The organism is Streptomyces sp. col6 (assembly GCF_008042035.1).
GTDB lineage: Bacteria > Actinomycetota > Actinomycetes > Streptomycetales > Streptomycetaceae > Streptomyces.
In genome coordinates, this window is the sequence record NZ_RDBL01000006.1 from 649,620 (window position 1) to 669,541 (window position 19,922).

Here is a 19,922-nt window from a genome sequence, read left to right on the forward strand (position 1 = left end):
CGCGAGGAGCGGGTCGAGCAGCCGGTCGCCGAGGACCGCGGCGGGCCCGGCGCCGCCCCGGTCCTCGGCGACCGGCTGCTCGACCCGCTCCTCGCGGCCGGAACCAAGGCGCTGGACTGCGGGTACGAGGACGAACTGAAGCTCGCCGTCCTCATCACGGACGCCGTGCTCACCCGGCGCAAGGGCTCCCGGGCCGCCTGGCGACTGCGGGCCCGGGTGCTGGAGGCGATGGGCGCGGAGCGCGACGCCGTCCAGGCGTACGAGCGCTACCTCGCCCTCACCGACGAGGACGGCTTCGGCATCGCGGCGAAGACCGCCGGGCTCCGCGCCGGTGCCGGATACCAGGACGAACTCCTGCGGACGCTGGAACGGGGCTGCCCCGAGGCCGGTGCCTTCGCCGCCGCCCCGGTCACCGACACCTGGGCCGAGGGCCTGGCCCTGGCCGGGCGCGGAGACTGGAACCGGGCGCGCTCCCGGCTGATCGGCGCACTCCTCGCCCAGGAGCGCACCGACGCGCCGGTCCCGGAGATCCAGGAGGCGCTGGGCCAGTACCTCGCCCTCGCGCTGGCCGCCGCCGGCGCCCCCGGCAGCGGCGCCGCGTCCGCCACCACCGCAGACCCGGCCGCGCTCAGCGAACTCGTCGCGCTCTATGCCGCGCAGCGCCGGTCACGGATGCGCGGACCGGTCGCGGACCCCCTCTTCGGCGGCGTCACCTGGACCACGCTCGGCGAGTTCCGCAACCGGATCGCCGGCAAGTCCGTCTGCCTGATCGCCAACTCCCAGCGGGTGGGCAGCGGTTCGCTGGGCGCCGAGATCGACTCATACGACCTGGTGGTCCGCTTCAACTCGTACCGCATCGACCCGGTGGCCACCGGCAGCCGTACCGACATCCACGCCACCATCCACAAGCACGGCTTCAACTGGGACAAGAAGGTGGACACCCGGCTGGTCTTCGGCGGGGTCTCCGGCGACTGGAAGCAGTCCCTGCGCACCCGGCTGGTGCCGGGCGCCCAGCGGTATCTGGGCGACGAGTCGCTGCGCTGGCCGCTGCGCGACATCGGCCGGGCCGGCACCGACACCTGGCCCTCCATCCCCACCAGCGGCTTCAACATGCTGTGGCTGCTGGACTTCCTGGACGTCAGCCCCCGGCTCGACCTGATCGGCTTCGACTTCTACGAGAGCGGCGCCTACCGGCTGCCGGCAGCGATGAAGATGCCCATCACCTCCGTGCACGAGTACACCAGCGAAAAGGCGTGGGTCATGGAACGCGCCCGGAGCGTCACCGAGACGAGGATCTCCCTGCGATGACGACGACCCACGCCCCGCCGGCCCCCGCCAACGCCCTCACCGGCAAGCGCCGCGTCGCCTTCGCGAGCTTCGTGGACGAGAACTACCTGCCCGGCTTCCTCACCCTGCTCCGCAGCCTCGCCCTGTCCAACCCCGGGGTGTGCGAGGACTTCATCGTCCTGCACGACGGGCTGCGCCCCGCCTCCGTCGAACGGATCCGGGCCCTGCACCCGCGCGCCGACTTCCGCCGGGTGGACGCGGACCACTACGACACGTACGCCAAGGGCGACCAGGACAACTACCTGGTGCGCAAGGCCTACTTCATCCTCGACGTCTTCCGGGTGCGCGACTACGACACCGTGATCACCCTCGACACCGACATGGTGGTCCTCGGCGACCTGGGCGAACTGCTCGGGCTGCGCGACGGACTCGCCGCCGTACCGCAGTTCTTCTACGGGCAGCACAAGCTCAACAGCGGCCTGCTGGTCATCCAGCGCCCTTACCTGAGCGACGACTTCTGCGCCCGGATCGACGAGACCGGCCGCTCCGGGGCGTACGAGCTGGACAAGCACGACCAGGGCATCCTGAACGCCGTACTGGCCGGTGACTTCGTCCGGCTCGACACCCGCTACAACTACGTCAAGCGCCGCCTCTCGGGCGACCTTCCGGTGCCCGACACCACCGCGATCCTGCACTTCACCGGGCGCCACAAGCCCTGGCAGGGCGGCGAGGCCGGGTACGGGCAGGCCGAGGACCGCTGGCGCGCGTACGAGATGGGCGACGCCGAGTTCCACGCCGCCTACCTGGCCCGGCCCGGCGCCAAGCACCACGACCTGCTCGTCCACTACGGCACCCCGCACGTCCGGCGCACCGGCGACCCGGAGAGCGCCCGCCGGGTCGCCGCCGCGCACATCGGCGCCGGCGAGTACCAGGAGGCGGCGGACCTGCTCGGCTCCGTCCGTATCCCCGTGGACGAGGCGTGGCCGCACGAGGTCCTCGGCCACGCGCTGATGAGCGTCTCCCGCTACGAGGAGGCCCGCACCCAGCTCCTGCTGGCCGCCGCCGCCCCCAACCGGGCCGCCACCGCCTTCTCGCGCCTCGCCCAGATCGCCTGGATCCATGGCGACGACGAGGCGGCGTCCCGGTACGCGCGCGACGGCCTCGCCGTGGACCCGACCCACCGGGCGAACCGTCTGATGCACCTGCGCACCCAGCCCGCCCCCGCGCCCGACGAGGGCCCCGCGCGGAACCAACTCGCCCATGTCGCCTTCTACATGGAGCGCCAGGGCAACGCCGGCGACAAACTCCTCCCGGAAAGCGTCCGGCTCGCCTTCGACCGCGACACCGGACCCCGCCGCTGGCACTCCGTCCACGCCCACCGCCTCTTCGACGAGGCCGCCCTCGAACGCGTCAACGCCCGGCGCGGACTCGTCATCGGCGGCGGCGGGCTGTTCATCCCGGACACCGCGCCCAACGGCAACAGCGGCTGGCAGTGGAACGTGCCCGAACGGCTGCTGGAACGCATCGACGTGCCCGTCATCGTCTACGCCGTCGGCTTCAACGCCTTCGACGGCCAGGCCTACGGCCACGGGCGCGGCCGCTTCCTGTCCTCGCTGCGCACCCTCGTGGAACGCGCCGCGTTCTTCGGGCTGCGCAACCACGGCTCCATCGACAAGGTCCGCGCGCTGCTCCCCGCCTCGCTGCACGACAAGGTCCGCTTCCAGCCCTGCCCGACCACCGTCACCCGGCACCTGGTGGACGGCTGGACGGACCCGGCCGAGCGTGAGGAGACCGTGCTGCTCAACGCCGCGTACGACCGGTCCGGGCTCCGCTTCGGCCACGACTACGCGCACTTCCTCGCCGAGATCGCCTCCGCGGTGACGGCGCTCGGCACCCGCGCCGAGGTCAAGTGCGTCGCCCATTCCCTGGACGACGAACGGATCGCCTTCGACCTGCGCCGCGAGCACGGCATCTCGCTCCCCGTCATCCCGATGTACGACTTCGGCAACGACGAGATCCGCGACACCTACGCCCGGACGAAGCTCGTCATCGGGATGCGCGGGCACGCCGGCATGATCCCGTTCGGCTGCGGGACCCCGGTCATCAGCCTGATCTCGCACCCCAAGATGGCGTACTTCCTGTCCGACATCGACCGGCCCGAGTGGGGCATCTCCGTGCACGACCGCCACCTCGGCGCGCGGCTGGTGGAGCGTGCGGCGGGACTGCTCGACGACCACGCGGCGGCGGTCGCCGACGTGCACGCCCGTCAGCAGGAGCTGTGGAAGGTCACCGAGGCCAACGCGGCCGACCTGAAGCTGATCGTGCCGGGCGCGCGGGTCTGACAGCGCGGTACGGCACCACGGCACCACGGAAGAGGGGCGGGGCCCGGTCGGACCCCGCCCCTCTTCCCCGTACCGCCTAGCGCAGCGCCATCCGCCGCAGCGCCCGCGCCCGCCGGGCCACCCGGCGTACCGCCGCGTTGCGCGGCAGGAACGCGAACTGCTCGGGCACCCCGCCCGGCAGCCCCAGCGACGTCAGCCGCCTGCGCTTGAAGTAGCGCCGTGTCCCGTCCGTGAGCCGGGCGGCGAGATAGCGCTCCGCCACCGGCCGCAGCTGCGGGTAGATCTTCGGCTGCATCGCGAAGCCGACCGCCGTGACCAGGTCGTTCAGCCCCTCGGGCGCCACCGCGGGAGCCGGGCCCGCCGCCTCCCCGTCCTCCAGGTCCGGCACCAGCGCGTCCACCAGCGTCACCGGCACCCGGTTGCTGTTCTCGAACGGCGTCAGCCGCTCCAGCAGCGTCCGGGTGCCGACCCGCGCCACCGGCAGCCCGTAGAACTCCGAGGCCGTCAGCAGCGCGGTCGAGAAGCAGCCCACGACCAGGGCCGGCCGCATCCGCCGGTACAGCACCTCGGCGAGGACCGGCGCCGTGAGCACGTCCGCGTCCAGCACGGTGAGTTCGGCGCCGAGCCGGGCCGCCTCCTCCTCCAGGGCCCTCGACCACTGCGCGGGCGCCGTCGGATGCGGCTTGAACACCAGCCGGCGGTGTCCCCGCGCGACCGCGCCCCGCATCATCCGCAGGTGCAGCTCCTCCTCCTCGGCCGCGCTGATCAGCCCGAGCGCGGAGAGGTACTGGCCCAGCAGCAGCGCCGGACCCTCCACGGCCGGCAGCCCCGCCGCACCGGCGGCCCCGTCCAGTTCGCCGAGCACCTTCAGGAAGGCGTCCGTCGGCACGGTCTCCGCCCGCACCCCGAACTCGGTGAGCAGCATCGGCCGCAGCCCCGGCACCAGATCGAGGTGGAGCAGACGGTCCACCCGCGTACCGACGAGCGGATCGATCCGGTTCCTGGTCGGGCCGTAGCTCATCAGCCCGTCCGCGTAGACGTCCACGGGGACACCCGTGAAGATCCGGCAGACCGCCATCGCCGGGTCCACCTGGATCGACTCCACCGCCAGCTCGACGTCGTCGTCACCCAGGCCCCAGGCCAGCCGCAGATGCCGCTCCCACAGCGGGATGTCGTCCCGGCGCGGGGACCAGGAGGCCGGGTGGTGCGGCGCGATCGTCGCGTTCCACGACACGACGTCGTCGAAACGCGTGCGCAGCGCGTCGAAGCCGGGCATCTCGTCGAGCGCCGGGGTCGTCTCCGGGACCGACGCGTTGTTCGCGACGAGCAGGACGCGCCGTCCCGCCTCCGGGAACAGGCCCGCGTCCAGGGCGGCGGCGAGCGTCGCCGTGCCGTAGAGGGTGGAGGCGAGGAAGATCTGCGTCGTACGGCTCCGGCTCACGCGGCCGTCACCTCCTTCGCGGCGGACCGCCGCCGCAGCCGGCGCAGCAGGGTCGCGCGCTCCAGGTCCATCGAGTCCAGGACCTCGTCCAGCACGTCCTGCGGCATGCGCCGCAGCGCACCGGAACTCATCGATTTCAGCGCGCGGGCCACGGGCGGTTCGAACCTTTCCAGCGCACTCATGTGGTGGGAAATGATCGCGCAATAGTTGCGCACCGCTTTCGGCAGGAGTTCCCGCGCGTCGCGGTCCGTCCTCGTTTCCTCTATCACCTGGTCGAACGAGCGAATGAAGTCGAGTTGGCGCATGTCGCCGATCTGCGTCAGCGACGAGGCGACGCCGCGCCGGTAGAAAATGCCGAGAAGTCCGAGCACCGCGAAGGAATCCGCCTCGCGGTGCAGTCGCCAGATCCACGGCCGGTCCTCCGCCGTGCGCAGCCCGTCCGTGAAATGCAGCAGGCCCCGGTCCAGGAGCCGGCGGTGGTAGAGACCCGCCCAGGCGTACGCGTAGTCCACGGACGTGGTCCTGGTCGCGGGCAGGATCGCGTCGCGCGGCGCCGCCACCCGGTCGCGGCGGCCGTGCGGCACGCGGTGCACCGTACGGGCACGGCCCTCGACCTGGACATGATCGGTGCGCACGAAGTCGCAGCCCAGGGCCTCGGTCCTGGCCAGCAGCTCGGCGTAGAAACCGGGGGCCAGCCAGTCGTCGCCGTCCAGGAAGGCGAGATAGGTGCCGCGGGCCGCGTCCAGGCCGGTGTTCCGGGCGGTCGCCAGTCCGCCGTTCTTCTCGTGTCTGCGGACGACCACCCCCGGAATCTCCTCCTGCGCGCGGCGCAGCAGCTCCGCGGTCCCGTCGGTCGAACAGTCGTCGACGAGGATGAACTCGAAGTCCTCGCGGGCATTGGCCCGGAGACTTCTGAGGGTGTCTGGCGCGTATGTCCGCACGTTGTAGAACGGCACGATGACGGAGAGCTTAACCACCCGCGTCACGCTAGTTCCGGGGCGGGCATTCGCCCTGTCGGCCGTGCGGACGGCGGGTGAACGAAATCGGTCGGGACGGTGAACCGGCAGGCCCGCACGGAAATTCATCGGCCCTCCGCAATGCTCCGGACTGCGGGTTCGGCAAGCGTCGGCGGGCTGTTAACCCTTTGTTGCTTTCACGTTGGGCCGCCCCACCCCCGGCCTTCCTAACGTCTTGGACGTGCCCCTCAGCAACAGCAACGCGGTCCCTTCCGCCGCGGCCTCCCCCGCATTCCGGGTGGCCGTGCTCGCCGACTCAGACACCCGATGGAAGTGGGGTGCGCTCACCGCGCGCCGGCTGACCTCGGACGGCGACGCGAGCGCGCCCCGGGCGCGGATCAGCGGACTGCTGCTGCGCGGCCGGGCGACCCCGACCCCCCGCCAGCTCGCCGAGGTCGGTGACGTGGGGATCGACGCCGGCCGGGTCCGCGAGGTCACGGCCGTCGAGTTCCTCCAGTCCGTACGGGACGAGGGGTACGACGTCGTCGTCCTCGCCCTCGTCGGCGGCGCCGTCCAGGCCATGCTGCACGGCATCGCCGCGCTCCGGCTGCCCACCCGGCCCGTCCTCGTCACCGGCTACGTCGGCGTCGTCTACGAAAAGCTCACCGACGGGCTCCTGCTGCGACACGGCGCCGACGTCGTCCTCGCCAACTCCCGCCACGACGCGGAGCGTTTCCGCGCGGTGTACGAGGGAGTGGGCGCCGACGCCTCGGCCGTCACCGAGGCCGCCCTGCCGTTCCTCGGCGGCGACCCGTACCGGCCGCGGCAGGGCCGCGACACCCTCGTGTTCGCCGCCCAGCCCTCCGTACCGGAGAACCGCGCCGACCGTACGTACCTGCTGCGCAGGCTCGTCGAGCACGCGCGGCTGCACCCCGGCCGCGAGGTGCTGCTGAAGCTGCGCTCCAAGCCCGGCGAGCACACCACGCACATCGAGGAGCACCCGTACCAGCGGCTCGCCGAGCGGCTGCCCGGCGGCCTCCCGCCCAACTTCCGCCTGGTCTACGGGCACATGGGCGAGGTCCTGGACCGCACCGACCTGCTGGTCACCGTCTCCTCCACGGCCGCCCTGGAGTCCCTGCACCGCCGCATCCCCACCGCCGTCCTCACCGACCTCGGGGTGCGCGAGACGCTCGGCAACCACCACTTCACCGGCTCCGGCCTGCTCACCTCCTTCGACCACCTCGACGGCGGCGGGCACCCGGAACCCGACCCCGACTGGCTGGCCGGCCAGGGCGTCGCCGCCGACGGCAGCTACGCCACGGCCTACGACACCGCCCGCGCCCGGGTCACCGCACTGCTGGCCCGGGGCGACCTCCCCGGCCCGGCGCCGTACTACACGCCCGCCACCGCCCCCGGCTACCTCCCCGGCATCCTCGCCCGCCACCACCTGGGCCCCGAAGGCCACCCGCTGCCCGGCGCCGCCGCGCCCCGGGAGGCCGGGCGGGTCAGGACGGCGGTGCGCGAAGCGGTCCGCGACGCGGCCCGGGGCGCGTACCGGCACGGCGTCCAGCGCGTCGCCCCGGTCGTCCGGCGGATGGGAGAGCTGTGAAGACCCCCGACATGTCACCCACTGGAGCACCGATGACCCCACCCACCGTGCTCGCCGTGATCCCCGCACGCGGCGGCTCCAAGGGCGTACCCGCCAAGAACCTCGCCCGGGTCGGCGGCGTCCCGCTCGTCGCCCGCGCCGTCCGCGCCTGCCTGGCCTCCGGCGAGGTCACCGACGTCGTGGTGACGACCGACGCGCCCGCCGTCGCCGAGGCCGCCCGCGCGGCGGCCGAAGCACTCGGCGAGAGCGGCCGGCTGCACTGCGTCCAGCGCCCCGAGAACATCGCCGGCGACACCGCGACCAGCGAGGCCGCCGTCCTGCACGCCCTCGACGCCTACGAGGCCCTGCGCGGCCGCACCGCCGACGTCGTCCTGCTCGTCCAGTGCACCAGCCCCTTCGTCGCCCGCGAGGACATCGACGGGGTCGCCGCGGCCGTCGCCCACCAGGGCGCCGACACCGCCGTCACCGTCGCTCCCTTCCACGGCTTCCTGTGGCGCGACGGCAGCGCGGTCGAGGACCACAACTACGGCGTCAACCACGACAAGCGGGTCCGCCCCCGCCGCCAGGACCGCCCCGAGGACCTGCTGGAGACGGGAGCCGCCTACGCCATGGACGCCGCCGGCTTCCGCACCCACCGCCACCGCTTCTTCGGCCACACCGCCCTGGTGCGCACCGACCCGGCCCGCGTCCTGGAGATCGACGACCCGCACGACCTGGCCCGCGCCCGCGCGCTCGCCCCCCTCGTCGACCCGGCCCCGCTGCCCACCCTCGACGACATCGACGCCGTCGTCCTCGACTTCGACGGCACCCAGACCGACGACCGGGTCCTCGTCGACTCCGACGGCCGCGAGACCGTCTCCGTCCACCGGGGCGACGGGCTCGGCATCGCCGCCCTGCGCAAGGCGGGCGTCCCGCTGCTGATCCTGTCCACGGAACAGAACCCCGTCGTCGCCGCCCGCGCCCACAAGCTGCGCGTCCCCGTCCTGCACGGCATCGACCGCAAGGACCTCGCGCTCAAGCAGTGGTGCGACGAGCAGTCCCTCGCACCCGAACGCGTCATGTACGTCGGCAACGACGTCAACGACCTCCCCTGCTTCGCGCTCGCCGGCTGGCCCGTCGCCGTCGCGAGCGCCCACGACTCGGTACGCGCAGCGGCGCGCGCCGTGACGACCACCCCCGGCGGCTTCGGCGCCATCCGCGAGATCGCGGCCTGGCTCCTGGGCCCCACCCTCACCTCAGCCCCCACCGAGTAAGGAACACCCTCATGAGCACCTCCCGCCTGCGCACCCTCGGCAACCGCACCGCCGGCCCCGGCAACCCCGTGTACATCACCGGCGAGATCGGCATCAACCACAACGGCGACCTCGACAACGCGCTCGCGCTCATCGACGTGGCCGCCGAGGCCGGCTGCGACGCCGTCAAGTTCCAGAAGCGCACCCCGGAGATCTGCACCCCGCGCGACCAGTGGGACATCGAGCGGGACACCCCCTGGGGCCGCATGACGTACATCGACTACCGCCACCGCGTCGAGTTCGGCGAGACCGAGTACCGGGCCATCTCCGAGCACTGCGCCGAGCGCGGCATCGACTGGTTCGCCTCCCCGTGGGACACCGAGGCCGTCGCCTTCCTGGAGAAGTTCGACGTCCCCGCCCACAAGGTCGCCTCCGCCTCGCTCACCGACGACGAGCTGCTGCGCACCCTGCGCGCCACCGGCCGCACGGTGATCCTCTCCACCGGCATGTCGACCCCGCGCCAGATCCGCCACGCCGTCGAGGTGCTGGGCTCCGACAACATCCTGCTCTGCCACGCCACCTCCACGTACCCGGCGAAGGCCGAGGAGCTGAACCTCCGGGTCATCCACACCCTCCAGCAGGAGTACCCCAACGTCCCGATCGGCTACAGCGGCCACGAGACGGGCCTGCAGACCACCCTCGCCGCCGTCGCCCTCGGCGCCGCGTTCGTCGAGCGCCACATCACCCTGGACCGCGCCATGTGGGGCTCCGACCAGGCCGCGTCCGTCGAACCGCAGGGCCTCACCCGCCTCGTCCGCGACATCCGCACCATCGAGGCCTCCCTCGGCGACGGCGTCAAGAAGGTCTACGAGTCCGAGCTCGGCCCGATGAAGAAGCTCCGCCGGGTCACGGGCGTCGTCGCGGAGAACGACGCGGCGGCCCCGGCCGCCGAGCCGGTCGCGGTCTGACGGGCCGGCCGGTGAACCTCGCCTTCGTCGAGAGCCCGGTCCAGCTCCTGAACGTCCTGGAGTGGGCCGTCACCGAGGGAGGCGGCGGGCGCGTCCTCACGGACGTCACCGTCGTCGTCCTCCCCCCGGTCGACCCGATGTCGCGCGGTCAGCTGCGCCGGATGGCGGAGCTGGCCCGCGACGAGGGCATGACCGTGCGCTGGCAGGAGGCGCGCGGCGACTCGGGCACCCCCCTGAAGTCGCTGCGCGCCCTCACCCGGCTCGTCCGCAACGCCGACCACATCGTCATCGGCGACCCGTTCTCGCGTTACGTGCAGCTGCTGCTCTCGCTCGTCCGGCCCCGCCGCCTCACCGTGGTCGACGACGGCACCGCCACCATGGAGTTCGTCGCCCAGCTCACCCGGGGCGAGCGCCTGGTGCGCTGGCACCGGCGCGGCGGCTTCGACCCGCGCGGCCTGGCCCTGGCCCCGGTGACGGCCACCGCACGGCGCAGGTTCACCCCGTCGGCGGCGCGCGAGGTCGAACTGTTCACCGCCATGCCGGTCATCCCGCCGCCGGGCGTCACCCTCATCCCGAACACCTTCTCCTGGACCCGGTCCCGCTTCGGTCCGCCGTCGCTCACCAAGGGCGCGGACCTGGTCGGCACCTCGCTGGTCGAGACGGGCGTGGTGGACCGGGCCCCGTATCTGGAGGCGGTCGCCACCCTGGCCCGTACGCACGGCGCCACCCGCTACTTCGCCCACCGCCGCGAGTCCACCGAGAAGCTGCACGCCCTGGAGGCGGCCACCGGCCTGGAGATCGTCCGCCCCGACCTCCCCCTGGAGCTCATCGCCCGCCGCGGCCCCATCGGCCGCACGGTCCTGAGCTTCCCGTCCACCGTGGTCCACACCCTGCCCCTCGCCCTGGCCGGCACCGAGGTGAAGGTCGCGGTCTGCGACATCGCCCCCGAATGGCTCCACGAAACGGCCTCCCCGCGCGCCCAGGGCTTCCTGAGCGGCGTCACGGAGACGGCCCGCGACGTCCACCGCCTGGCACCGTGGCGGGTCACGGCGGTGACGGGGGAGGCGTGACACGCGGCGGTGACCACCGCCGCTCTACCACACCGCGAGCGCGGGAGTGTACCCATCCCGCGCGCGTCCCACACGCCGAGACGCGGCCAAACATTCGCCTATGTGGCTGAAGTTTTCTTGTTTCATGGTCAGTTGAGGTGGGAACAGGCATACCCTTTAACAGGTGAGCCAGTTGATCTGCCCCGAGTCCGATGCCGGCCAGCCCCAGGGCGGGACCCTGCCCGGCGCTCTTCCCGACGCCCTGCGCGCCGAGCTGATCGCCTTCCGCAGAGACCTGCACATGCACCCCGAGCTGGGCAATCAGGAGTTCCGCACCACCGCGGCGATCAAGGCCAGGCTGGAGCAGGCGGGCCTCGCCCCGCGCGTGCTCGCCTCCGGGACCGGGCTCATGTGCGACGTCGGGACGCGCGGGGAGGGCACGCGGCCGATGCTCGCGCTGCGGGCCGACATCGACGCGCTCCCCATCCCGGACACCAAGGCCGGTGTGCCGTACCGCTCCACCGTGCCCGACCGGGCGCACGCCTGCGGGCACGACGTCCACACCACCACCGTCCTCGGTGCCGGACTGGTCCTGGCCGAGCTGGACCGGCAGGGGCTGCTGCCCAACCCGGTGCGGCTGATCTTCCAGCCGGCCGAGGAGGTACTGCCCGGCGGGGCGCCCGACGCCATCGAGTCCGGGGTGCTGGAAGGCGTCGGCCGGATCATCGGCGTCCACTGCGACCCCAAGGTCGACGTCGGCCGGGTCGGGCTCCGGGTCGGGGCGATCACCTCCGCCTGCGACCGGCTCGAACTGGCCCTGGACGGGCCCGGCGGCCACACCGCCCGCCCCCACCTGACCACGGACCTGGTCACCGCCGCCGCCAAGGTCGTCACCGAGGTGCCCGCGCTGCTGTCCCGCCGGGTCGACGCCCGGTCCGGGCTCGCGCTGACCTGGGGGCGGCTGGAGACCGGCCATGCCTGCAACGTCATCCCGCAGCACGCCGAACTCTCCGGCACCGTCCGCTGCCTGGACCTCGACGCGTGGCGCGAGGCGCCGGACCTGGTGCACGCCGCGATCGACGAGGTGGCCGGGATGCACCGCGCCAAGACGGTGATCAACTACATCCGCGGCGTCCCGCCCGTGGTGAACGACGCCGCCGCGATCGACCTGCTGGCCGGCGCCATGGCCGCCCGCCGGGGCCCGTACGCCATCGAGGGCACCGAGCAGAGCCTGGGCGGCGAGGACTTCTCCTGGTACCTGGAGCACGTCCCGGGCGCCATGGCGCGCCTCGGCGTCCGTACTCCGGGCGACACGCGCGGGCTCGACCTCCACCGGGGCAATTTCGACGTCGACGAGGAGGCGATCACGGTCGGCGTGGAACTCTTCACCGCCTCCGCGTTGCTCCACGTCAACCACGCGTAACCGGACACGTCGCTCCTCGTTCGCGACGATCCGATAACGGCTTCCGTACAGGGCTTTATCTGACATCTACGCGCGTTACGATCGCCGCGAAACCAGCGCCGGAAGAGGCGCTTCGGTCAGGTTTGAAGGAGCCTTCCCTTGCGCCGGGTATCCAAGATCACCGCCGCGTGTGCCATCACCGCGGCGCTCGCGCTCACCGCCACCGCGTGTGGCGAGTCGTCCGACGAGAGTTCCGGCTCGGACGACGGCAAGATGAAGATCGGCATGGCCTACGACGTCGGCGGCCGTGGCGACAACTCGTTCAACGACTCCGCCGCGCGCGGCCTGGACAAGGCCAAGGCCGAGTTCGGCGCCGAGACGAAGGAGCTGACCGCCAAGAACGGTGAGAGCTCCGCCGACCGCGACCAGCGCCTCCAGTCGCTCGCCGAGGGCGGCTACAACCCGGTCATCGCGATCGGTTTCGCGTACAAGGACGCGGTCGACAAGATCGCGCCCAAGTACCCGAAGGTCAGCTTCGGCCTGGTCGACTCGGTCTCCGACGCGAAGAACGTCGCCAACATCGTCTTCACCGAGGAGCAGGGCTCGTACCTCGCCGGTGTCGCGGCGGCGCTGAAGTCCAAGGACGACAAGATCGGCTTCATCGGCGGCGTCGACCTCCCGCTGATCAAGAAGTTCGCGGCCGGCTTCCGTCAGGGCGTCCTGGACACCAAGCCGAAGGCCACGGTGCAGATCCAGTACCTGTCCACCGGCTCGGACCTCTCCGGCTTCGGCAGCCCCGACAAGGGCAAGGCCGCCGCCAAGGGCATGCTCGACAAGGGCGTCGACGTCATCTTCGCCGCCGCGGGCGGCTCGGGCGCCGGTTCGATCGAGGCCGTCGCCGGCAAGAAGGGCGCCTGGTCCATCGGTGTCGACTCCGACCAGGCCCTGGACCCGGCCCTGGCGAAGTACAAGGACACGATCCTGACCTCGGTCGTCAAGAACGTCGACTCCGGCGTCTTCGACCTGGTCAAGTCGGTCAAGGACGGCAAGCCGCTGACCGGCACCCAGACGTACTCCCTGGCCAAGGGCGGCGTCAGCCTGACCCCCACGGGTGACCACCTCAAGGACATCCAGACCCAGCTCGACGAGGCGAAGAAGAAGATCGTCGACGGCACCATCAAGGTCAAGACCACGACCTGATCCGGTCCGTCGATCGGGGTCCGGGCGAGCGGCTTCGGCCGCCCGCTCCGGGCCCCGATTCACGTACCCCCGGCGGAGTGCGGGCCACCTGTGATCAGGTGGCCAACGATTCGGCGACGCTACGCGCGTAGCGTCGCCGAATCGTTGGCCACCCCGCCGTCCACCGCCTTCCCGTCCTCACCGCCCCCGCCCTCCGCTCCTGCCAAGGAGAGTGCGCCATCAACGCGTCCAGCAGTCCCAACGCCGTGGAGCTCCGCGGTATCACCAAGCGGTTCCCCGGGGTCGTGGCCAACCACGACATCGACATCACCGTGCGCCGCGGCACCGTCCACGCCCTCGTCGGTGAGAACGGCGCCGGCAAGTCCACTCTGATGAAGATCCTGTACGGCATGCAGAAGCCGGACGAGGGCACCATCGCGGTGGACGGCGAGCAGGCCTCGTTCTCCAACCCGGGCGACGCCATCGACCGCGGCATCGGCATGGTGCACCAGCACTTCATGCTCGCCGACTACCTCACCGTCCTGGAGAACGTCGTACTCGGCTCCGAGAAGCTGTACGGCATCGGCGACCGGGCCCGCGCCAAGATCCGCGAGATCTCCGACGCGTACGGCCTCGGCGTCCGCCCGGACGCCATGGTCGAGGACCTCGGCGTGGCCGACCGCCAGCGCGTGGAGATCCTCAAGGTCCTCTACCGGGGCGCCCGCACCCTGATCCTCGACGAGCCCACCGCGGTCCTCGTGCCGCAGGAGGTCGACGCGCTCTTCGACAACCTGCGCGAGCTCAAGGCCGAGGGTCTGACCGTCATCTTCATCTCGCACAAGCTGGGCGAGGTCCTGTCGGTCGCCGACGAGATCACCGTCATCCGGCGCGGCACCACCGTCGGCACCGCCGACCCGGAGAACACCACGACCAAGCAGCTCGCCGAGCTGATGGTCGGCAGCGAGCTGCCCTCGCCGGAGACCCGCGAGTCGACGGTCACCGACACGCCCATGCTCACCGTGGACGGCGTGCGGCTCACCGCCACCGACCCGGACGGCGCCGTGCGCGCCGTGCTCGACGGCATCACCTTCACCATCCACAAGGGCGAGGTCCTGGGCATCGCCGGCGTGGAGGGCAACGGCCAGTCCGAACTGGTCGACGCCATCATGGGCATGCGCACCCTGGACGCCGGCACCCTCACCCTGGACGCCGCGGACATCTCCCGCACCCCGACGCGCAAGCGCCGCGAGGGCGGCATGGCCGTCATCCCCGAGGACCGCCACCGGCACGGTCTTCTCCTGGAGGCCCCCCTCTGGGAGAACCGCATCCTCGGCCACGTCACGGAGCGCCCCAACAGCCGGGGCGCCTTCCTCGACATCAAGGCGGCCCGCACCGACACCGAGCGGATCGTGCGCGAGTACGACGTCCGCACCCCCGGTATCGACGTCACCGCGGCCTCCCTCTCCGGCGGCAACCAGCAGAAGCTGATCGTCGGCCGCGAGATGAGCCACGCGCCCAAGCTGCTGATCGCCGCGCACCCCACCCGGGGCGTGGACGTCGGCGCGCAGGCGCAGATCTGGGACCAGATCCGCGAGGCCCGCAGCGAGGGCCTGGCGGTGCTCCTGATCTCCGCCGACCTGGACGAGCTGATCGGGCTCTCCGACACCCTGCGCGTCATGTACCGCGGCCGGCTGGTCGCGGACGCCGACCCGGCGACCATCACCCCCGAGGAGCTGGGTTCCGCGATGACGGGTGCGGCCAGCGGCCACCTCGAAGCGCCGGAGGAGGGCGGAGCCACCGCCGCCACGGACGACGACACCGACCCCCGCGAAGGGGGAGAGGACCGATGAAGAAGATCGACAAGGAGCGCCTGCTCCTGGGGATCGCGGCCCCCGTACTCGCGATCGTGGTCGCCTTCCTGGTGACGGCACTCGTGCTCGCCGCCACCGGCAAGGAGCCGTTCAACGCCTTCGGCATCATGTTCGACTACGGACTGAAGTCGGACAGCCAGGTCTACATCCTGAACAAGGCCACGACGTACTACCTGGCGGGTCTCGCGGTGGCCGTCGGCTTCCGGATGAACCTCTTCAACATCGGCGTCGACGGGCAGTACCGCCTCGCCGCGTTCTTCGCCGCCGCGCTCGGCGGCGCGCTCACCCTGCCCGGCGCCCTGCAGATCCCGCTGATCATCCTCACCGCGATGATCGTCGGCGCCATGTGGGCCGGCATCGCCGGTCTGCTCAAGGTCACCCGGGGCGTCAGCGAGGTCGTCTCGACGATCATGCTGAACTCCATCGCGACCGCGGTCATCGGCTACCTGCTCCAGCAGAACCGCCTCGGCCACCTCGACGAGGCCGGCACCAAGATCTCCACCAAGCCGCTCCCGGAGTCCTCGCACTTCTTCGAGTTCCCGACGACCCCGACCCCGGTCTGGGGCTTCATCGTCGTCGCCGTCGTCGCGGGCATCGCCTACTGGTTCACGCTCTCGCGCACCCGCTTCGGCTTCGACCTGCGCACCGTCGGCCAGTCCGGCTCCGCCGCCGAGGCCAGCGGGGTCAACGTCCGCCGCATGGTCATCACCTCGATGCTCATCTCGGGCGCCGTCGCCGGCCTCATCGGCATGCCGACGCTGCTCAACGACAGCCACGAGTTCAGCGGCGACTTCCCCGTGGGCATCGGCTTCACCGGCATCGCCATCGCCCTCCTCGGCCGCAACCACCCCGTCGGCATCGCGCTCGGCGCGCTGCTCTGGGGCTTCCTGGAGCGCGGCACCGGAAAGCTGGAGTTCGAGGGCTACGACAAGGAGATCGTCGGCGTGATCCAGGGCGTCATCGTCCTGTGCGTCGTCATCGCGTACGAAGTCGTCCGCCGCTACGGACTCAAGCGCCAGCAGAGCAAGGTCGGCGCGGAACTCGCCGCACAGGCCGCCCGTAACTCCGACCAGCAGGAGGTGTCGGCGTGACCGTCACGGCGACTTCCACCCCGCCCCCGGCGGCCCCCAAGGTCTCCGGCGGCAAGAGCGGCCGTTCCCGCCTCTCGTTCCCCGTCATCCTGCTGATCATCGCGGGCGTCCTGCTCGCGCTGTCCGCCGTGCGCGCCATCACCGGCGCCCAGGACGTCACCTCGGCGGGCCAGATCAGCGCCGCGCTCGCCATGGCCGTGCCGATCGGCCTCGCCGGTCTCGGCGGTCTGTGGTCCGAGCGGGCCGGCGTGGTCAACATCGGCCTCGAAGGCATGATGATCCTCGGCACCTTCTTCGGTGCCTGGGCCGGCTGGCAGACCAGCCCCTGGCTCGGCGTCCTCGCCGGTGTCATCGGCGGCATGCTCGGCGGTCTGCTCCACGCGGTCGCGACCATCACGTTCGGCGTCGACCACATCATCTCCGGCATCGCGATCAACATCCTGGCGCTCGGTTTCACCACCTACTTCGCCAAGCTGTGGTTCAACAGCGGCGAGGCGGCGGCCAAGGGCGGCTCCCCGAAGCAGTCCCCGCCGGCGGACGAGATCACCTCGGTGACCATCCCCGGTCTCTCCGACGGACTGCACTCCATCGAGAAGCACCACTGGTTCTTCGTCTCCGACCTGGCCGGCATCCTCGGCGGCCTGGTCACCAACCTCTCGCTGCTGACGATCCTGGCCATCGTGCTGTTCGTCGCGACCTTCTTCGTCCTGTGGAAGACCGCGTTCGGCCTGCGGCTGCGCTCCTGCGGCGAGAACCCGGTCGCCGCCGAATCGCTCGGCGTCAACGTCTACACGTACAAGTACGTGGCCGTGATCGTCTCCGGCGGCCTCGCGGGCCTCGGCGGCGCCTTCCTCTCCCTGGTCACCTCGCACATCTACAACGAGGGCCAGACCGGCGGACGCGGATACATCGGTCTCGCCGCGATGATCTTCGGCAACTGGCGCCCCGGCGGACTCGCCATGGGCGCGGGCCTGTTCGGCTTCGCCGACGCGCTCCAGCTGCGCAACGGCGGCGAGTCCGTCCACGCGCTGCTCCTGCTGCTGTTCGTCGTCCTCGTCGGCATCGCCGCCTGGAAGCTCTACCGCAAGAGCTGGCTGCAGGGTGTCGTCAGCGCGGTCATCGCGGCCGTCGTCCTGGTCTGGTACCTCGGTACGGACAGCGTGCCCACGGAGTTCGTGAGCGCCACGCCGTACATCGTCACGCTGCTCGTCCTCTCGCTCTCCGCGCAGCGGCTGCGGATGCCGAAGGCGGACGGCATGCGCTACCGCAAGGGCCAGGGCAAGTGACGGCCCCGGCCTTCACCGAGGCCGACTGGGAGACCCTGCGGGCCGCCGCCCGGGACGCCATGTCCCGGGCGTACGCCCCGTACTCCGGCTACCCGGTCGGCGTCGCGGCCCGCGTCGACGACGGCCGTACGATCACCGGCTGCAACGTCGAGAACGCCTCGTACGGGATCGGCCTGTGCGCCGAGTGCGGTCTGGTCTCCCAGCTGCACGCCACGGGCGGCGGCCGGCTGACCCACTTCACCTGCGTGGACGGGGCGGGCGAGAGCCTGGTCCCGTGCGGCCGGTGCCGGCAGTTGCTGTACGAGTTCGGCGGACCGGAACTGCTCCTGGAGACCCCGGACGGCCTGCGCACCCTGGACGAGATGCTGCCGCAGGCCTTCGGCCCGTCGCACCTCGGCTGAACCCCCTCGCCGGGTGGGCCCCGTTCCGGGCCCACCCGGCGCCTCTTTCTCTCTCTATGCGCGTAGAGTCAACGGGACCCACGCGTTTGTACGTACCGGCCGGAAGGACGCCAGACCATGGACGCCATCTCCGTCATCCGCACCAAGCGGGACCGCGGCGAGCTGACACCCGAGCAGATCGACTGGGTCATCGACGCGTACACCCGCGGCGAGGTCGCCGACGAGCAGATGTCCGCGCTGGCCATGGCGATCCTGCTGAACGGCATGAACCGTACGGAGATCGCCCGCTGGACCGCCGCGATGATCGCCTCCGGCGAGCGGATGAACTTCGACAGCCTGTCCCGCCCCACCACGGACAAGCACTCCACCGGTGGCGTCGGCGACAAGATCACCCTCCCGCTCGCCCCGCTCGTCGCCGCCTGCGGCGCGGCCGTCCCCCAGCTCAGCGGGCGCGGCCTCGGCCACACCGGCGGCACCCTCGACAAGCTGGAGTCCATCCCCGGCTGGCGCGCCCACCTGTCCAACGCCGAGATGCTGGACGTCCTCGACACCACCGGCGCGGTCATCTGCGCGGCGGGCGACGGCCTCGCCCCCGCCGACAAGAAGCTGTACGCGCTGCGCGACGTCACCGGCACCGTCGAGGCGATCCCGCTCATCGCCAGCTCGATCATGTCCAAGAAGATCGCCGAGGGCACCGGCGCCCTCGTCCTGGACGTCAAGGTCGGCTCCGGCGCCTTCATGAAGACCCTGGACGACGCCCGCGAGCTCGCCTCCACCATGGTCGCGCTCGGCACCGACAGCGGCGTCCGCACGGTCGCCCTGCTCACCGACATGTCCACCCCGCTCGGCCTCACCGCGGGCAATGCCCTGGAGGTCCGCGAGTCCGTCGAGGTCCTGGCCGGCGGCGGCCCCCAGGACGTCATCGACCTCACCCTGGCCCTCGCCCGCGAAATGCTGGACGCGGCCGGGCTCAAGGACGCCGACCCGGAGAAGGCCCTCGCGGACGGCTCCGCCATGGACGTCTGGCGCCGCATGATCTCCGCTCAGGGCGGTGACCCGGACGCCGCGCTCCCGGTCGCCCGCGAGCAGCACGTCATCAAGGCCTCCTCCTCCGGCATCCTGACCCGCTTGGACGCCTACGACATCGGCGTCGCCGCCTGGCGCCTCGGCGCGGGCCGCGCCCGCAAGGAGGACCCGGTCCAGGCCGGCGCCGGCATCGAGATCCACGCCAAGCCCGGCGACGTCATCACCGACGGCCAGCCGCTGCTGACGCTGCACACGGACACCCCGGAGAAGTTCGACTACGCCCTCAAGGCGCTCCCGGACGCCTACGACATCGAGCCGTCCGGCACCCCGTTCACGGCGACTCCGGTCGTCCGGGAGCGCATCGCCTGACCCGGATGCGATGACTTTTCGGCGCGCCGCCGGTCTCCTTGGATATGAACACCGAGCCGGCGGCCGTTGTCGTCCTCCCGGGCCACCTCACCCGGGCCGACGTCCCCCGCCTCTGCGCCGGACTGCGAGCAGCCCTGGCCGCCTCGCCGACGGCGACGCCGGCCTGCGACGTCAGCGCGGCGGTCCACCCCGACCTGACGACGATCGAGGCCCTGGCCCGCCTGACCCTGGTCGCCCGCAGGGCCGGCGCGCGCCTGCGCCTGCGCGGAACCCCACCGGAGCTGCGGGCCCTGCTGGACCTGGTCGGCCCGGGTGAGGTGGCCCGGGAGGACGACAACGGCCGCCGGCTCGGTGTTCATATCCAAGGAGACCGGCGGCGCGCCGAAAAGTCATCGCATCCGGGTCAGGCGATG

16 protein-coding genes are annotated in these 19,922 nt (G+C 71.9%); 14 read left to right on the forward strand and 2 right to left on the reverse strand.

Features of this window, described 5'->3' with window-relative positions; translation table 11 throughout:
• Positions 1 to 1,308: hypothetical protein (locus EAO73_RS07060; RefSeq protein WP_147971428.1), on the forward strand; the 1,308-nt coding region annotated here is incomplete at its 5' end.
• Positions 1,305 to 3,629 (forward strand): glycosyltransferase, encoded by a 2,325-nt coding sequence (locus tag EAO73_RS07065; protein WP_147970560.1) that lies wholly within the window; start codon positions 1,305 to 1,307, stop codon positions 3,627 to 3,629. The genes EAO73_RS07060 and EAO73_RS07065, both read left to right, overlap by 4 nt.
• 76 nt (positions 3,630 to 3,705) lie before the next feature.
• Here the strand turns inward: EAO73_RS07065 and EAO73_RS07070 are convergent, their stop codons facing one another.
• Complete coding sequence (locus EAO73_RS07070; RefSeq protein ID WP_147970561.1) at positions 3,706 to 5,070, reverse strand: polysialyltransferase family glycosyltransferase; 1,365 nt, start codon at positions 5,068 to 5,070, stop codon at positions 3,706 to 3,708.
• Positions 5,067 to 6,047: a glycosyltransferase family 2 protein gene (locus EAO73_RS07075; protein WP_147970562.1), complete on the reverse strand. Its 981-nt coding sequence runs from the start codon at positions 6,045 to 6,047 to the stop codon at positions 5,067 to 5,069. Before EAO73_RS07075 ends, EAO73_RS07070 begins: the two co-directional genes overlap by 4 nt.
• Positions 6,048 to 6,267: 220 nt before the next feature.
• Between EAO73_RS07075 and EAO73_RS07080 the strand changes: the two genes are divergently transcribed.
• From EAO73_RS07080 to EAO73_RS07135, 12 genes are all read left to right on the forward strand, one after another.
• Positions 6,268 to 7,635, forward strand: coding sequence for a DUF6716 putative glycosyltransferase (locus tag EAO73_RS07080; RefSeq protein ID WP_147970563.1), 1,368 nt, complete (start codon positions 6,268 to 6,270; stop codon positions 7,633 to 7,635).
• Between the two features lie 32 nt (positions 7,636 to 7,667).
• On the forward strand, positions 7,668 to 8,888 hold the full coding sequence (locus EAO73_RS07085) for an acylneuraminate cytidylyltransferase (protein ID WP_147970564.1): 1,221 nt from the start codon (positions 7,668 to 7,670) through the stop codon (positions 8,886 to 8,888).
• A gap of 11 nt (positions 8,889 to 8,899) precedes the next feature.
• Positions 8,900 to 9,835, forward strand: coding sequence for an N-acetylneuraminate synthase family protein (locus EAO73_RS07090; RefSeq protein WP_147970565.1), 936 nt, complete (start codon positions 8,900 to 8,902; stop codon positions 9,833 to 9,835).
• Between the two features lie 11 nt (positions 9,836 to 9,846).
• On the forward strand, positions 9,847 to 10,905 hold the full coding sequence (locus tag EAO73_RS07095; RefSeq protein WP_147970566.1) for a hypothetical protein: 1,059 nt from the start codon (positions 9,847 to 9,849) through the stop codon (positions 10,903 to 10,905).
• Positions 10,906 to 11,077: 172 nt separating this feature from the next.
• Positions 11,078 to 12,307: an amidohydrolase gene (locus tag EAO73_RS07100; protein WP_147971429.1), complete on the forward strand. Its 1,230-nt coding sequence runs from the start codon at positions 11,078 to 11,080 to the stop codon at positions 12,305 to 12,307.
• 138 nt (positions 12,308 to 12,445) lie between these two features.
• Positions 12,446 to 13,486 (forward strand): BMP family lipoprotein, encoded by a 1,041-nt coding sequence (locus EAO73_RS07105; protein ID WP_147970567.1) that lies wholly within the window; start codon positions 12,446 to 12,448, stop codon positions 13,484 to 13,486.
• A gap of 245 nt (positions 13,487 to 13,731) precedes the next feature.
• Positions 13,732 to 15,315, forward strand: coding sequence for an ABC transporter ATP-binding protein (locus EAO73_RS07110; protein WP_147970568.1), 1,584 nt, complete (start codon positions 13,732 to 13,734; stop codon positions 15,313 to 15,315).
• Positions 15,312 to 16,427, forward strand: a complete 1,116-nt coding sequence (locus EAO73_RS07115; RefSeq protein WP_147970569.1) for an ABC transporter permease — start codon at positions 15,312 to 15,314, stop codon at positions 16,425 to 16,427. The genes EAO73_RS07110 and EAO73_RS07115 overlap by 4 nt, the downstream gene beginning before the upstream one ends.
• Entirely contained in the window at positions 16,424 to 17,713 is a 1,290-nt protein-coding gene (locus EAO73_RS07120; RefSeq protein WP_147970570.1) for an ABC transporter permease, read from the forward strand. Before EAO73_RS07115 ends, EAO73_RS07120 begins: the two co-directional genes overlap by 4 nt.
• Positions 17,710 to 18,114, forward strand: a complete 405-nt coding sequence (locus tag EAO73_RS07125) for a cytidine deaminase (protein WP_147970571.1) — start codon at positions 17,710 to 17,712, stop codon at positions 18,112 to 18,114. Before EAO73_RS07120 ends, EAO73_RS07125 begins: the two co-directional genes overlap by 4 nt.
• A 117-nt stretch (positions 18,115 to 18,231) precedes the next feature.
• Positions 18,232 to 19,509, forward strand: a complete 1,278-nt coding sequence (locus tag EAO73_RS07130; RefSeq protein WP_147970572.1) for a thymidine phosphorylase — start codon at positions 18,232 to 18,234, stop codon at positions 19,507 to 19,509.
• Between the two features lie 44 nt (positions 19,510 to 19,553).
• A partial coding sequence (locus EAO73_RS07135) for an STAS domain-containing protein (RefSeq protein ID WP_147971430.1) occupies positions 19,554 to 19,922 on the forward strand: 369 nt, incomplete at its 3' end.